This is a genomic window from Thiothrix unzii (assembly GCF_017901175.1).
Lineage (GTDB): Bacteria > Pseudomonadota > Gammaproteobacteria > Thiotrichales > Thiotrichaceae > Thiothrix > Thiothrix unzii.
Map to the genome: position 1 here is coordinate 2,568,900 of NZ_CP072793.1, position 16,437 is coordinate 2,585,336.

Sequence of the window (16,437 nt, forward strand, 5' to 3'; positions counted from 1 at the left end):
GAGTCGCCTCACCGTAGAGACGCAAAATTTTGCGTCTCTACCCCTAGTTCACACGCACTTCCCTACCCCAACAACGGAGCCAATTCATCCAACGCACGCCGGTAAACCCGACGCTTGAAGAACACCACCTGATTGGCAGGCCGCCAGTAATCGACCCACTCCCAATGGTCAAACTCCGGCTTTTCACACGCTTGTAAATTCACTTCTTGGTCTGCGCATAACATACGCAATAAAAACCAACGCTGTTTCTGCCCGATGCACAATGGCTTCGCGCGACGGCGGATCATGTAGTGGGGAATGCGATAACGCAGCCAACCACGGGTTTGTCCGATTACTTCGACTTGATTCCGCAGCAAACCTAGCTCCTCGTATAACTCGCGGAACATCGCTTCTGTCGGTGTCTCTCCCCGATCAATCCCTCCCTGCGGAAATTGCCAGGACTCCTGTCCCAGACGCTTTCCCCAAAACACTTTGCCGTCGCAATTGCAGAGGATGATGCCAACATTGGCTCTAAACCCTTCCTCATCAATCACGACTCGTACTCCAAATTTGACTTGCTCCGATTTTTTCACAACCGCCACCATTCAGCAATTTCACGGCAACAGAAACTCGGTACAATCGGGAACTTTTCCTTAATCAGGAGCATTGAGCCATGACTTTGGCACTATTTGATCTCGACAACACCCTGCTCAGTGGGGATAGCGACTACGAATGGGGGCAATTCCTTGTCAGCAAGGGTTTGGTTGACCCCGTAGCTTACGAGGCCGAAAACCAACGTTTTTACGGGCAATACCGCGCAGGCACACTCGACATCCTCGAATATTCCGCGTTCTCTTTCGGCCCGTTAAGCGAACGCAGCATGGAAGAACTCGCCACCTTACACCGCGAATTCATGGCGGAAGTGATCGAGCCGATTCTCCCGGAAAAGTCACAAGAGCTGGTCGCACACCATCGCGCTCAAGGCCACACCTTGATGGTCATTACCGCCACTAACAGTTTTATTACCCGCCCGATTGTGAGCGCGTTTGGGATTGAACACCTGCTGGCAACCGAGCCAAAAATCGTCAACGGGCATTATACCCGCGAAGTGGATGGCGCACCCTGCTTCCAGCACGGCAAAGTGACACGCTTGCAGCAATGGCTGGAAAACCGCACCGAAACTTTGGCGGGCAGCTATTTTTACAGCGATTCACGTAATGATTTACCACTGCTGGAGATGGTGGATCATCCGATAGCGGTTGACCCGGATGATACCTTGCGAGCCATTGCGGTTGAGCGCGGCTGGCCGGTTATTTCGCTGCGTTAGTGCAAAATTATCCCTCACCCTCCCTTCGACTACGCTCAGGGAACGGCGAGGGGAGCAGAATGCCTCAACATCGCTTTAAACAATCCTTGGGTGATTTCCAGAAACTCGTCCCAGTGGGTTTCGAGCGGATTTTCGTGGCGATATAACAAACGGTATTCAGGTTTGTCGCCCTCACCCGCGTAACCGTAACTGCTTTCCCACTTAGTGGTTGCTTGCGCGGGGGTGGGCGCGTCCAGCTTTGCCATTTCAAACGCCGTTTTCGGGAAAAACGCCAGCGGCTGCTGCAAACCACGCCAGTACAAAGCCAGCAGTTGCTCCAATTGCGCTGCGGCATCGGTGACGGGCAGTAACTGCACATCTTTTTCCACACCCAACACCTGCGTGTGCCGCCCGTAGGTGGATTCGGGTAACACATTCAGCACCAAATGTTGTAGCCAAATTTCCAACCACTGCCAGTAACTCAATTTACCCAACACGTATTCGCGCCGCCCGCTGCTATCCAACTGCCCCAACACCCCACTCAAACTGAACTCACCCAACTCCAGATAAAAAGACTGCTGCTGCAATACTGGCAAGGGCTGCACCCGCTCAAAAAAGTCTTGAGTTACAATCACCTCACGCCCGAATAACAACGCACCCGGCGTACCGTGCGGCAATAAGCCCTGCGCCCGCAACAACGGCAAGGCGGTTTCTGCCGCCCGCCCGCAACGCAACTGTTGGAAAATCACCTCCCGCAAGGTCGCATCGCTAAACTTTTCCAGCTCGAACGGCTCACGTACTGGCAAACTTTCATCGCGTTCGCCCAAACGCAACCCAAAACGCTCCTGCAAAAAATAACGCGCAGGGTGTTGGTAAAAACGGATTAAATCAGACAGGGTGAGTTGGCGATAGTTAGAGTCGGGTGAGGGAAGAAACTGCCAACTTTCGCCCCCCCATACAGCTTCGCCGTTACCCCCCGCCCCCAAAGTATTCTCCCACTCCTGCAAACGATGCTTCGTAATTAACGCTTCGCGTGTCACACCACAACGTTCCAGATAATCCAGCAATTCGCTAACTAACACCGACGGCGGCAATTCGCTATTATCCTGCTGACTTTGCCCCACGTAGCTGATGTACAACCATTCCCGCGCCGACAGCACGCTTTCCAAAAACAAATAACGGTCTTCATCGCGCTTCAAACGATCACCGCGTCGCACTTGCAACCCCATACGGTCAAAACTCGCACGGGTATCACGACGCGGAAACACCCCGTCATTCATGCCAATAATGCCCACGAAACGAAACGGCACAGTCCGCATCGGCATCAACGCGCAAAAGGTAATGCCGCGCCCCAAAAAGCCATCCGCTTCGCTGCGTTTATCCAACTGTTCCAACAACGCCGCTTGAAAGATTTCCCACGCTAACGGTTCGGCAAAATCGGCTTGCGTCACGGTTTTTTTGAGCTGATCTAATGCCTGCCACACCATTGACAGGTTGGCAGTTTCGCCCACCACCGCGTGCAATACTTGACGTAAACGCTGATCCCACACCGCCAGCGGGTGGGTTTGCCCCTGCCAAGCGGCTAACCCCAACACTGCATCCAAAAGCTGTTGCAACCGCGCCAAAAGCAGCGCAAGACTACCCTCAATATCGTTAAATGGCAGTACATCTGCGAATAAATCCGTCCCCGGTAACGCATACCCCAGCAACAAGCGATCCAAGCCGTACCGCCAAGTATGCTCCAACGTTACCGCCCCACCTTGCGCATCGCGCATCCGCGTATCCGCACCCCAACGCACATTGACTGCCCGCATCCATGCCCGACACTGCATCACTTGCGCTTCATCCATCGCCAGATGTTCGCGCACTTCCTCAAATTCCAGCAACGCCAGCACGCTTTCCACATCGCAGCGGGTTTGCGGCAAGCCCAACAACTGCTGACACAAATTCAGCATTCCTTGGGTAAAACGCGGGCTGCCATCGGCAATGCTATACGGCAAGGGCGGATCAGCCGTGGCAAATACCGCCTCTAAATACGGCGCGTAAGTGTCAATATCTGGCATCATAATGACAATATCGGCGGGTGTCAGATCCTCATTTTCGCTCAATAATTTTACAAGCTGTTGGTAGAGCACTTCGGCTTCGCGTAGGGGAGAATGGCAGGAATGGAAGGCGATAGAAGAATGGTTAGCAGGTGGCAATGATTCCGGCATCCGCAAATGCAGGATGTCAGCTTGTAGTTGTTGCAACAAGGTAGTTTCATCGGTTTCGACAAACAAGGTGTCGTCAATTTCCGCATTGGCTTCGAGCAATTGATCGAGAAAATCCCGCCCTTGCCTACCCCATGAAGCCAGCAACGGATTCCCCACTGTGGTCAGTGCTTGCGCTTCCGGGCTTTGTTTGCGCCGCCGCTTTTCGGACTCAATATCACCCCAGTATTCAATACTCGGATTCATCAAATACACATGAATGTCGATGTATTGCGCTACCTGCGTCAGTAATTGCACATAACCGGGCGACAACACCGGCACAGAAAAAAAGCTAATGCGCGCGGGTAGGGGCGAGCCTGTGTGTTCACCTTGCTGCATAGCGGCGGAGAAACGTGCTTGCAAGCGCACCCAATGCGGCAGTTTTTGCGCACCAGCAACACGCCACCACAGTCGTTGTTGCCACCCTTCGACTTCGCTCAGGGAGCTATCCCCTCGCTGGCTGAGCGGAGTCGAAGTCGCTTCCCACTCCCGAATCCAGTCTGGGCGAAAAAACAGGTATTGGTCAAAAACCTTAGCAATTTGTCCCGCCAATTGCCAAGCACCTGCCGCACCCGTCGCGAGATAATGGTTTAACTCCGGCCATTCATCCGGCTCTTGCAAAAACACCGTCAATAATCGCCAACGCAAACTCGCTGGCGCACACGGGTCTTTTTCCGGCACATCACTCAATACCGCCCGCAATAACTCCCACGTCATTTCAGCGGGAAACAAGTAGCGGATATTCGCGCTAATACCGTTAAAACGCGCCGTTTGTAGTGATAACCAACGCCCCATGCCGCTGTTTTGCACCACCACCATTTCATGGGTTAATGGCGACAACGGGTCAATCCGCTGGAGAGCGGCAAAATGATGCGCAAGGTGTTCTAACTGATTGGATTGGTGTAGATAAAGCATGGAGTGATTGTAACAGGAGTTGTGCTGAGAAATAGAGACCGAAGCTGAACATAAACTTGCTATATAAGTGGTATTTAAACGACAATAATGACCGCGCCGCTCTTCGGCCTTCCCTATGCCATCAATGACACGGTAGGGCGGTAGCGTGCCTAGGATTTGAAGACCTTCACTCCCACAAGAATCAATTATGAAAATCGCCATTGCCGGAACCGGTTACGTCGGCCTTTCCAATGCCATGCTGCTCGCACAACACCACGAAGTAGTTGCACTGGACATCGTGCCGGAGAAAATCGCACAACTGAACGCGGGACAATCCCCGATCGCGGATACTGAGATTGAGCAGTTTTTGCAACGCCAAGATTTGCAGTTCCGTGCGACCTTGGATAAAGCGGATGCTTACCGCGATGCTGACTTTGTGGTGATTGCGACACCAACGGATTACGACACCCACAGCAATACCTTTAATACGCGCTCAGTGGAAGCGGTTATTCGTGATGTGATGTCGATTAACCCCGCAGCAGTGATGGTGATTAAATCGACGGTGCCAGTGGGATATACGGCGCGTATCCGCACGGAAATGGGCAGTGATAATATCCTGTTCTCACCGGAATTTTTGCGTGAGGGACGGGCGTTGTATGACAACCTGCATCCTTCGCGGATTGTGGTGGGAGAACGCTCGCAACGGGCGGAAACCTTTGCAGCCTTGTTGCAAGAAGGCGCGATTAAGCAAGACATCCCAACGCTGTTTACTGACTCGACTGAGGCGGAAGCGATTAAGTTGTTTGCGAATACTTATCTGGCAATGCGGGTAGCGTATTTCAACGAGTTGGATACTTACGCCGCGACTAATAAGTTGGATACGCGCCAGATTATTGATGGAGTGTGCCTCGACCCGCGTATTGGCAACCATTACAACAACCCGTCATTTGGGTATGGCGGTTATTGCCTGCCGAAAGATACCAAGCAGTTATTGGCGAATTACAACCAAGTGCCGCAAAACTTGATTAATGCGATTGTGGATGCGAACCGTACCCGTAAGGATTTCATTGCTGATGACATTATTCGCCGTAACCCACGGGTGGTGGGGATTTATCGGCTGATTATGAAAGCAGGGTCGGATAATTTCCGCGCCTCCAGCATTCAGGGGATTATGAAGCGCATCAAGGCCAAGGGGATTGATGTGGTGGTGTATGAGCCGGTGTTGCAGGAAGAGACATTTTTCAGGTCGGCGGTGATTCGTAGTGTGGATGCGTTTAAGCAGATGAGCGATGTGATTGTGGCAAATCGGATGGTGGATGCGTTGGGGGATGTGGTTGCTAAGGTTTATACACGAGATTTATTTGGAAATGATTAATCAATTAATACCAGTTATTTTATCAGGTGGTTCAGGTACGCGTTTGTGGCCTTTATCACGGAAGCATCGCCCCAAACAATTTCTGCCTGTCGTTGATGAATTTACCTTATTTCAGTCTACCATTCTACGCTTGCAAGGTATTACCGAACTAGAGGCTCCTGTAGTTGTATGCAATGAAGAACATCGATTTATGGTGGCTGAACAACTACGCGAATGTGACCTGCCCCATCAAGGTATTTTATTGGAACCTATTGGACGCAATACAGCACCCGCCATCGCACTAGCAGCATTCCACATTTGCGCACAACATAGGGATGCCAACTTACTAGTTTTACCGGCCGACCACGTCATACGTGACACATTAGCTTTACACCATGCAATCGGAGTAGCGCAACAAGCTGCCAATGATGGCTTTTTGGTCACTTTTGGGATTGTTCCGAATAAACCAGAAACAGGTTATGGTTACATACAACAAGGGGAAACCATAAACACTTATCGAGGTAGTACTCACCGCGTCGCTGCCTTTGTCGAAAAACCAGACATTACCACGGCCGAACATTACCTCGCCAGTGGCGAATACCTATGGAACAGTGGTATGTTCCTATTCCGCGCCAGCCGGTTTCTGGAAGAGTTGGCACGTTGGCAACCAGAGGTGTTGGGTGCCTGCCAGCAAGCCTTGCTGAAGGATGCTCATGATCTGGATTTTATTCGAGTCTGTCCTGATGCTTTTGCCACCTGTCCCAACATTTCTGTAGACTATGCTGTTATGGAAAAAACTATGGATGCCGTTGTTGTGCCGCTAGATGCAGGCTGGAATGACGTAGGAGCGTGGTCAGCCGTTTGGGAAGATGGAAAGCAAGATCAAGATGGCAATGTTTTACGTGGTGATGCCTTGATACATAACGCACATAACAACCTAGTGCATACCGAACACCGCTTAGTCGCATTGGTTGGTGTTGATGACTTAGTGGTTATTGACACCAAAGATGCCACCTTGGTGGCAAGGCGCGACCAAGTACAGGATGTAAAGAAAATCGTTGACCAATTAAACGTGAAAAATCGCCCAGAGGCAACCCTTCACCGAGAAGTTAACCGTCCGTGGGGTAGTTATGATAGCATTGATAGCGGTCATCGCTTCCAAGTTAAGCGTATTGTGGTAAAACCGGGAGAGCGTCTATCTTTGCAAATGCATTACCACCGCGCTGAACACTGGATCGTTGTTAAAGGCACTGCGGAGGTTCACTGTGGAGAAAAAACTTTACTATTGACAGAGAATCAATCCACCTATATCCCATTAGGCGAGACACATCAGTTGGTAAACCCCGGAAAAGTCCCGTTAGAAATCATCGAAGTTCAATCAGGCAGCTATCTTGGGGAAGACGACATTGTACGGTTTTCAGACCAATACGGGCGACTCAGCTCATGAATAAACTGACTTGTTTTAAAGCCTATGATATTCGCGGTAAACTTGGCAGTGAGTTAAACGAGGCCATTGCTTACCGGATTGGACGTGCATATGGTGAATGGCTAGGGGTGGCGAAGAGTACAAAGACAGTAGTGGTTGGTGGTGATGTGCGCCTAACTTCTGAGGCATTAAAGCTTGCCTTAGCTGATGGCTTGATGGATTCAGGGGTCAATGTCATCGACCTTGGCCTAACTGGTACGGAAGAAATTTATTTTGCCACTTTTCATCTTGGGGTGGACGGTGGTATCGAAGTAACGGCCAGCCATAACCCGTTAGACTACAACGGCATGAAGCTGGTGCGCGAAGGTTCAAAACCCATCAGTGGTGATACCGGGCTGAAAGCTGTTCAACGCTTGGCAGAAGCCAACGAATTTCCACCTGTCACGCAACGCGGCACACTGACCCAACAATCCTGCCTTACCCATTATGTGCAACACCTGCTCGGTTATGTTGACTTAGAGAAATTTAAGCCACTAAAACTGGTGGTTAATGCGGGCAATGGGGCGGCAGGGCATGTAGTTGACGCACTGGAAATGGAATTCCAACGCCTGCAAGTACCGATTACCTTTATCAAAGTGCATAACGAGGCGGATGGCACATTCCCTCATGGCATCCCCAATCCGTTGTTGCCCGAAAACCGGGCAGATACCCGCAATGCAGTCATCCAGCACGGTGCGGACATGGGGATTGCTTGGGACGGTGATTTTGACCGCTGTTTCTTATTTGACGAGAACGGTGGGTTTATTGAAGGCTATTACATCGTCGGATTACTGGCTGAAGCGTTCCTGCACAAGCAGCCGGGGACAAAAATCATCCATGATCCACGCCTAACATGGAACACCCTTGATATTGTACGGGCAAATGGCGGCATTCCCATCCAATCAAAAACAGGCCATGCCTTCATCAAAGAGCGGATGCGTTTGGAAGATGCCGTTTATGGTGGTGAGATGAGTGCGCACCACTACTTCCGCGACTTTGCCTATTGTGACAGCGGCATGATTCCATGGTTGTTGGTAGCAGAGATGCTATCCACCACCGGTCAACCCCTATCATCATTGGTTGGCAAACGCATGGCAGCCTACCCATGCAGTGGTGAAATCAATTTTCAAGTGCAGGATACCCAAACTAGTATCAATGTAATCCATCAGCACTTCTTGAAACATGCGCCTCAACTTACTGATATGACTGACGGCCTCAGCATGGAGTTTGCGGAGTGGCGTTTTAATTTACGTGGCTCCAATACCGAGCCCATGCTGCGTCTGAATGTGGAAGGTCGTGGCAGCATAGCACTCGTAGCAGAAAAAACCCAACTTATCAAAAGCTTACTTCAGTAAGGTGACACCCCCATAATGATTACAACAGCACTTTGGAACTATCGGGGATTTATATTAGAAAGCGTGAAACGGGAGTTCCGGCTAAAATACCAAAATTCCTTATTGGGTGCAGCATGGACAATACTCAACCCACTGGCCATGATTAGCATCTATACGCTCATATTTTCAGAGGTAATGAAAACCCGCCTGCCAAACGTGGATAATGCATTTGCCTATAGTATCTATCTCTGTGCTGGCATTTTGGCTTGGGGATTATTCGCTGAAATTGTAGGACGTGGGCAAAATATCTTTTTAGAGCACGCCAACTTGCTGAAAAAAATCAGCTTCCCCCGTTTAAGCCTACCGATTATTGTCGTTTTCAGTGCCGTATTGAACTTCAGCATTATTTTCGTGCTATTCACGCTATTCCTGATCATCAGTGGCAACTTTCCGGGATGGATTTTTTTTGGCATCATTCCCGTCCTGCTTCTACAAATTACCTTGGCTATTGGTTTAGGTATGACACTGGGGGTACTGAATGTTTTTTTCCGGGATGTAGGACAGTTTTTCAGTATTTTCCTGCAATTCTGGTTTTGGTTCACCCCTATTGTTTACTCCAGCTCAATTCTACCCGAAACGGTACAAAGCCTTATGCGAGCCAATCCAATGGCCTCTATCATCGGTGCATACCAGCAAGTTCTGGTCAGTGCTCAAGCACCCAATTGGTGGGCTTTATGGTATCCAGCCGTTTGGGCAACTCTCCTCTGTCTATTAGGATTGCGCCTGTTCCGCAAACATTCCGGCGAAATGGTGGATGAACTCTGATGGGCAATATCCTCGTTTCTAATCTCGGAAAAGCTTATAAACAATACCCCAATCGCTGGGCGAGGCTGGCTGAATGGATACTCCCATCCCATAAGCCTCGCCATCAACTGCACTGGGTATTACAAGGCATCAATTTCGCTATTTCTCCCGGTGAAGCTGTGGGTATTATCGGCATCAACGGAGCAGGCAAAAGTACTCTACTCAAACTCATTACAGGCACAGCGCAAGCCACCACTGGCAGTGTACACATAAGTGGGCGGGTAGCCGCTCTGCTTGAGCTAGGCATGGGGTTCCACCCTGACTTCAGCGGTCGCCAAAATGTTCTCATGGCAGGTCAATTACTCGGTCACAGCGTGGCGGAACTCATCCGCCTGATGCCTGAAATTGAGGCTTTTGCCGAAATCGGCGAATACATTGACCAACCCGTCCGAACCTATTCCAGTGGGATGCAAATGCGATTAGCCTTCAGTGTAGCCACTGCCCACCGCCCTGACGTACTCATTGTAGATGAGGCGTTATCCGTTGGGGACACCCATTTTCAACACAAAAGTTTCGAACGTATCCGCCAATTTGCCAAGGCAGGCACTACCTTGCTGATTGTTTCTCACGACAAAGCCGCCATTCAATCCATTTGCACCCGCGCAATCCTGCTGGATCAAGGCAGCGTGGCTCTAGAAGGCGAACCTGAAACAATTATGGATTTCTATAACGCACTGATAGCCGAACGCAAAAACACAACGGTTACTCAAAAACAACTACGTGACGGGCGGGTACAAACTGTCTCAGGCACAAACGAAGCCAACGTCATTAAGACAACCTTGCTGAATGCAGCAGGTGTGGTCGTGGAAACAGTCAACGTGGGTGAAATCTTAACCTTATGCCTCAGTATACAAATCCATCAGCCACTGCCACGCATGATCGTAGGCTATTTGATCAAAGACCGCCTAGGACAAACCATCTATGGTACCAATACCCATCACATGGATAAACCATTGAATGACGTGAATGCAGGGGACTCAGTAGAATACCACTTCACCTTCCCTGCCAATTTAGGCCCTGGGCATTACTCTATCACTACTGCTTTGACCGATCACGAAACGCATTTGGGCAACAATTACGAATGGCGGGACTTGGCACTGCTTTTCACAGTAGTCAACATCGATAAGCCCATTTTCACGGGCTGTACTTGGCTCGAACCACGCATTACCCTACACAGGAATCCCCATAATGCTGGCTAAACTCACCAACTGGCTCCTTGGCCTCTTTGGCATTACCGCCATCCGGCAGGCGACACTCAAACGGCTAATGGAACAGCAAGGCACAGAAAAACCGCTTGACGGACTAACAGCAACGCTTCAAGCCATGAAAATCATGGCAAACCAGAACCAGCGGCAACTTTTACACCACCAAATCAGCGTCAAATGGGATATGGTTGACCTACTTGAGCGGCAACGCCCCCCCCGTAGCCATATGACTTGCCCATTGTGCGGTCACCACAATGAGGTCAGCGCGTTCAATGAGTGGGTGACTGCCTGCATTTTTGGGGGAGGCACATTGACCCGCCACCAATGCCCCGAATGCGACCTCATTTTTGGGGATGAAAAAATGCTGCGGCTATCAGAAGCCGAGCTATCAAGGGACTACGAATGGCATTACCAACTGTTTACCGAGGGTGATTCCACTGCACAAGAAATCAGGGCTTTCCATGCCCTGCAACCCCGTAAAGATGGGATATATCTCAACTGGGGAGCCGGGGCATGGTCAAAAACCATCGAAAAACTACGGCAAGAAGGCTGGGATGTGTACGGCTATGAGCCTCACAACTCCGCCACCACTCACTCGTCCCATATCATTTCACGCATGGAAGAACTCGCCGCCATGCGGTTTGACGGCATTTTTTCCAACAATGTACTGGAACATTTACGACACCCAGCACGCGAGCTGAGCATAATGCGCAGCCTGCTCAAAAGCGATGGGAAAATGTCTCATGCGACCCCCTGTTTTGAGTACCTCTACGAATTTACCCGCTTCCACCTGTTTTTCTACCTAGGGAAATCGCGCACCATCCTTGCATCACAAGCCGGACTTGATATCGAGGTCTTTATACAGGATGGTGAATTTATGAATATAATCCTCGCTCCAAAATAACCATGCCCTTTATCTCTTACGCACAAAACTTTGAAGATGTCATGCTTTGGCGTGCCTTAAAACACATTGAAAAAGGCTGTTACGTTGATGTGGGTGCGCAACACCCCATCATTGATTCGGTCAGCAAAGCCTTTTACGAACGCGGTTGGCGTGGCATCCACATTGAGCCAGTGCCCGCCTATGCGCAAATGCTCCGCCAAGACCGCCCGGATGAAACCGTACTGGAAATCGCCCTGTCCGACAGCGAGGGTATCCTTGAACTCAATGTCATCCCCGAAACGGGACTTAGCACTGCGGTTGCTGCCTACGCCCAACAACACCACGCAACCCGAGGGTTCGACCACCAGTGCCTACAAGTCACCAGTACCACGCTCAATGCCGCTTTGGCTCCTTGGGCAGGTAAAGAAATCCACTGGCTAAAAATTGACGCTGAAGGACTGGAAGGGCAAATCCTCAAAGGCTGGGACAGCACCACCCTACGGCCTTGGATCATTGTCATAGAAGCCACCATCCCCGGCTCATCCGAGACCGACCATGCTGCTTGGGAACCCTTACTGGATACCGCTGGCTACCAATTTGCCTACTTTGACGGGTTAAACCGCTTTTACCTTGCACCAGAACACACGGAACTGGCAGCGGCCTTCGCCGCACCGCCCAATGTCTTCGACGACATCCATCTAACGGCAAACTCATCCCTATGCCTAGATGTCTTCAATCAAGGCGAAGCCCGTACCGCACAAGCCGAAGCCCGTGCCGCACAAGCCGAAGCCCGTGCCGCACAAGCCGAAGCCCGTGCCGCACAAGCCGAAGCGTATATCCGCAACCTAATAAACAGCCGCTCATGGCGCATTACCCGCCCATTACGCCAATCAACAGCAATGGCACAACGCATCAAGACAGTCTTTAGGCTCGGCAAACAACCGTCGTCGAAGGCTCTTGGTAACTGGCCGACCAGTGCCCCGCCCCCCATCAGTGGTGGCATATCAACAGCAGCACGGCTTTCGCCCCGTGCTGCCCGCCTCTACGCAGCACTCAAACAAGCCATCAGCACCGGAGGAAAACCCTGATGCGGATTGTCATTGACCTCCAAGGCGCACAAACAGAAAGCCGCTTCCGGGGTATCGGGCGTTACTCCCTGTCACTGGCTAAAGCCATCGCTGCCAATACCACCAACCACGACATTTGGCTGACTCTCAACACTGCGTTCCCCTCAGGTATCGACGCACTGCGTGCGGAATTTGCGGGATTGATCCCACCAGAACGTATCCGCTTGTTTGCCGTACCGACACCAATCGCGGAAAACGCTCTTGGAAACGCTTGGCGCACTCACACCGCCGAGCTAATCCGTGAACATTTTTTACAACAACTACAACCTGATATTGTGCTTATCACCAGCCTGTTTGAAGGCTACTTGGACGATGCCAGCACTGCCGTTGGCGCAATCGCATCCCCTTTCCGTACAGTTGTGGTGCTGTACGACCTAATCCCTTGGTTGAACCCCGACACCTACCTGTCTACTGTTAGCAGCAGACAATATTATGAACGCAAGCTACAATCACTCCAAAAAGCGGATATGTTGCTGGCGATTTCAGCCCATTCACGCCAAGAAGCGATCAGTACACTGAGCCTCTCCCCTGAGCGTGTCATTAATATCTCAACCGCTGCCAACGCATGTTTCAAGCCATGTCCAGAACCGGAATCAGTGCTGACGACGTTGCGTCAACGCTTGGGCATTACCCGCGATATTATCCTGTACGCACCAGGTGGCTTTGATCCGCGTAAAAACCTTGACGGTCTGATCGCCGCCTACGGTTTATTACCCCCCACACTACGCCGTCAACACCAACTGGTCATCGCCAGCAAATCCAGTGAAGGCTTAGACCGACAACTGCGGCAATACAGCAAACAGGCCGGACTAGCCAATAGTGAGCTGATCCTTGCCGGTCACGTGGAAGAATCCGAACTGGTCGCCTTGTACACTGCTGCCACCCTGTTTGTCTTCCCCTCCAAACACGAAGGCTTTGGATTACCTGCCTTGGAAGCCATGACTTGTGGAGCAGCAGTCATCGGTGCTAACAGCACCAGCATCCCCGAAGTCATTGGTTGGGACGCGGCTTTGTTTGACCCGCATTCTCCCCAATCCATCATGGAAAAAATGGCTCAAGCCTTGACGGATGCTGAGTTCCGGCAACAATTACGCAGACACGGGCAACACCAAGCCCTGCAATTTTCATGGGATAAGACCGCCCAACGCGCCTTGCAAGCATTGGAAACCCTTGCCCCAGCCGCGCCGCGCCGCCAATGCCAAGCTGTGACGGAAACAGCCCTTATCCAAGCCATTGCAGCCATCCCCCCGGCACTAGGTACACCCAGTGAGCGCGACCTGCTGCAAACCGCCGAAACCATCGCCTTCAACTTAGGCAACCCAACAGGACAGCAACTGCTGGTTGACATCTCCGACTTGGTGCGGCGTGATGCCAAATCCGGCATTCAGCGGGTCATCCGCAGTATCTTGCTGGAGCTTCTCAAAGCCCCCCCCCCCGGCACAACTGTCAGACCCATCTACTTCGATGGCGTGGGCTATTGCTACGCCAATGCCTTTACCCATAACCTCGCCATCGGCACCCAAGACTGGGGCAGCCAAGACATGCCAGTTGGCTATTGCCAAGATGACACTTATCTAGATCTTGACCTCAACCTGCACATTTCCCCTGCCGTGCACAGCCTGCACCAGCAAATGCGCCAACGCGGCGTGCGCCTCCACTTTATTGTCTACGACATCCTGCCTTTGCAGCATCCAAAATGGTGGCCACAAGGCATTGCGGAAACCTTCGGAGCTTGGCTGGGCAATATTGCCACCGTGGCAGATGGACTGCACTGCATTTCTGCTGCCGTTGCCAACGACCTGCGCGGCTGGTTGCAGCAGCACCCATCAGCCCGCCTGACTCAGCCTAGCATCCACAGCTTCCACTTAGGGGCAGACATTGAAAACAGCCTCCCTAGCAACGGATTACCCGACAATGCATCACAAGTACTAGCACTGCTACGCAGTAAACCCACCTTTTTAATGGTTGGAACAGTCGAGCCACGCAAAGGCCACGCTCAAACCTTGGCGGCGTTTGAGTTGTTATGGCAACAACAAGCTGACATCAACCTTGTGGTAGTGGGGCGGCATGGCTGGCTGGTGGATACTTTGGTAGAACGGCTACGTCGCCACGCCGAGGGCGGTCAACGCCTGTTTTGGCTGGAAGGTATCAGTGATGAATACCTGCAACAGGTTTATGCGGTCAGTACCTGTTTGATCGCCGCCAGCGAAGGGGAAGGTTTTGGCCTGCCGCTGATTGAGGCAGCACAACACAAGCTACCTATCATTGCCCGTGACTTGCCGGTATTCCAAGAAGTCGCTGGAGCATACGCCCATTATTTTCATGGCCTGCAACCACAAGCCCTAGCGACGACTATCCAGCAATGGCTGTCCCTAGATGTTGCAGGGCTTGCCCCCCAGTCGAGAGGGATGCCTTGGCTCACTTGGCAAGAAAGCACTCAACAACTTATCGGAAATATCACACTATGATGAAGCACGTGTTCAAAAGAGCCTGCCAGCGAGTATGCAGTGTATTAACGGATAACGCCAACAATGAGGCATTCCCGCTGCAAATCTACCCCGGTTATGAAGCGGGGGATAGCACCTTATTAGAGCAATACACCCCTGTTACTGCCAGTACCGATGCCACAGGTTACACCGACGGATTCGGTGTCAGGACTTTATACAGTAGTGTACCTTTTGTACAACCCGGCAGCCTCAACCTACAACGCTTAACCATGCCACTCCCGGACGATGGCTTCCATGCCGAGGGCATCGAGTACGTGGCAGTATGTGATGCGCTCCGGCGTAGTCGCGGCAACGCTAGTTTTTGTGCGGTTGAGATTGGCGCAGGCTGGGGGCCTTGGATTGGGTTAGCGGGTATACTCGCTTTACGCCAAGGGATCACCGAGCTGAAACTGGTGGGGGTTGAGGCATCCGCCAGCCGTTTCCAGCTCATGCAGCAACACTTAGTGACCAACCAATTACGCCCCTCTGCCACCACTGCGGAAGATGCACAGCTAGGGTCTAGTTTCACCCGCCTCTTTAACGGCGCGGTGTGGACGCATGACGGCGAAATCTGGTTCCCAGAAGCGGCAGTGGATGACATGGGGGCAGCCGCCAGTGCCCATGCAGAGGAAACCGACTACCGGGGGACAACACTAAAACACAACGCGATACCCTGCCGTCGGCTAGACACTTTGTTGGATGGGCTGGGCGTAATCGACTTTATGCACATTGACATCCAAGGCGCGGAAGCCGATCTGCTACAAGATCAGATTGACTGGGTGAATACCCATGTGCGCTCGCTGATGGTCGCTACGCATAGCCGCCCGATCGAAGGGCGGTTAGTGGAACTATTATTTGCCCACGGCTGGCAGCTACACCGTGAAAAGCCTTGTCGGGTGGATTGGGGGAAAAACAGCTCAATTGTCGGTAAAACCTTAGTAGATGGCAGCCAATATTGGCTAAATCCCACTGATTATCACTCATTATCGCGAAATAACTAAGAAATGACGTTTGTCAGAAAAAACCATCAAAGACTTGTGGACATAATCTTGCACTGCCATAATCGCTTGACAACATCTGCGAGTGTTGTAATCTAGCGACAGTCGGACGGGTTGTTGTAATCTGGATACAGATGCAGTATTATCTAGGCGATCCTAAGGATGTAATGCAATATCATCAGGGACATGTTTAGAAAATGCACCTAAATTCGTACTAGAATAGTACTTAGTTAAGTGAACAATGCAATTTACTTTTCGAGAAAGATTGTCTACGCTTACTACCGTCGAGACCA

12 protein-coding genes are annotated in these 16,437 nt (G+C 51.3%); 10 read left to right on the top strand and 2 right to left on the bottom strand.

Annotation, left to right across the window (positions count from 1 at the left end; all coding sequences use genetic code 11):
• Nucleotides 1-62: 62 nt before the first annotated feature.
• On the bottom strand, nucleotides 63-533 hold the full coding sequence (locus J9260_RS12795; protein ID WP_210220787.1) for an RNA pyrophosphohydrolase: 471 nt from the start codon (nucleotides 531-533) through the stop codon (nucleotides 63-65).
• A gap of 119 nt (nucleotides 534-652) precedes the next feature.
• On the opposite strand from J9260_RS12795, the gene J9260_RS12800 reads away from it, so the two are divergent.
• Nucleotides 653-1,306: a histidinol-phosphatase gene (locus J9260_RS12800; protein WP_210218126.1), complete on the top strand. Its 654-nt coding sequence runs from the start codon at nucleotides 653-655 to the stop codon at nucleotides 1,304-1,306.
• A 35-nt stretch (nucleotides 1,307-1,341) separates the two neighbouring features.
• On the opposite strand, the gene recC is transcribed toward J9260_RS12800, so the two are convergent.
• A complete protein-coding gene (recC, locus tag J9260_RS12805; protein WP_210218127.1) occupies nucleotides 1,342-4,449 on the bottom strand; it encodes an exodeoxyribonuclease V subunit gamma in 3,108 nt (1,035 codons plus the stop codon).
• A 187-nt stretch (nucleotides 4,450-4,636) separates the two neighbouring features.
• Between recC and J9260_RS12810 the strand changes: the two genes are divergently transcribed.
• The 9 genes from J9260_RS12810 to J9260_RS12850 are packed head-to-tail and all read left to right on the top strand — an operon-like array spanning nucleotide 4,637 to nucleotide 16,147.
• Nucleotides 4,637-5,803, top strand: a complete 1,167-nt coding sequence (locus tag J9260_RS12810; protein ID WP_210218128.1) for a nucleotide sugar dehydrogenase — start codon at nucleotides 4,637-4,639, stop codon at nucleotides 5,801-5,803.
• Nucleotides 5,796-7,229, top strand: coding sequence for a mannose-1-phosphate guanylyltransferase/mannose-6-phosphate isomerase (locus J9260_RS12815; RefSeq protein ID WP_210220788.1), 1,434 nt, complete (start codon nucleotides 5,796-5,798; stop codon nucleotides 7,227-7,229). Before J9260_RS12810 ends, J9260_RS12815 begins: the two co-directional genes overlap by 8 nt.
• Nucleotides 7,226-8,602, top strand: a complete 1,377-nt coding sequence (locus tag J9260_RS12820) for a phosphohexomutase domain-containing protein (protein WP_210218129.1) — start codon at nucleotides 7,226-7,228, stop codon at nucleotides 8,600-8,602. Before J9260_RS12815 ends, J9260_RS12820 begins: the two co-directional genes overlap by 4 nt.
• A gap of 15 nt (nucleotides 8,603-8,617) precedes the next feature.
• Nucleotides 8,618-9,406, top strand: a complete 789-nt coding sequence (locus J9260_RS12825) for an ABC transporter permease (RefSeq protein WP_210218130.1) — start codon at nucleotides 8,618-8,620, stop codon at nucleotides 9,404-9,406.
• Nucleotides 9,406-10,644, top strand: a complete 1,239-nt coding sequence (locus J9260_RS12830) for an ABC transporter ATP-binding protein (protein ID WP_210218131.1) — start codon at nucleotides 9,406-9,408, stop codon at nucleotides 10,642-10,644. The genes J9260_RS12825 and J9260_RS12830 overlap by 1 nt, the downstream gene beginning before the upstream one ends.
• Nucleotides 10,634-11,554, top strand: a complete 921-nt coding sequence (locus tag J9260_RS12835) for a class I SAM-dependent methyltransferase (RefSeq protein ID WP_210218132.1) — start codon at nucleotides 10,634-10,636, stop codon at nucleotides 11,552-11,554. Before J9260_RS12830 ends, J9260_RS12835 begins: the two co-directional genes overlap by 11 nt.
• Before the next feature lie 41 nt (nucleotides 11,555-11,595).
• Nucleotides 11,596-12,621 carry an FkbM family methyltransferase gene (locus J9260_RS12840; RefSeq protein WP_210218133.1) on the top strand — a complete coding sequence of 342 codons (1,026 nt, stop codon included), beginning with the start codon at nucleotides 11,596-11,598 and terminating at the stop codon, nucleotides 12,619-12,621.
• On the top strand, nucleotides 12,621-15,128 hold the full coding sequence (locus tag J9260_RS12845) for a glycosyltransferase family 4 protein (protein WP_210218134.1): 2,508 nt from the start codon (nucleotides 12,621-12,623) through the stop codon (nucleotides 15,126-15,128). Before J9260_RS12840 ends, J9260_RS12845 begins: the two co-directional genes overlap by 1 nt.
• Nucleotides 15,125-16,147 (top strand): FkbM family methyltransferase, encoded by a 1,023-nt coding sequence (locus J9260_RS12850; RefSeq protein ID WP_210218135.1) that lies wholly within the window; start codon nucleotides 15,125-15,127, stop codon nucleotides 16,145-16,147. The genes J9260_RS12845 and J9260_RS12850 overlap by 4 nt, the downstream gene beginning before the upstream one ends.
• Nucleotides 16,148-16,437: the final 290 nt, after the last annotated feature.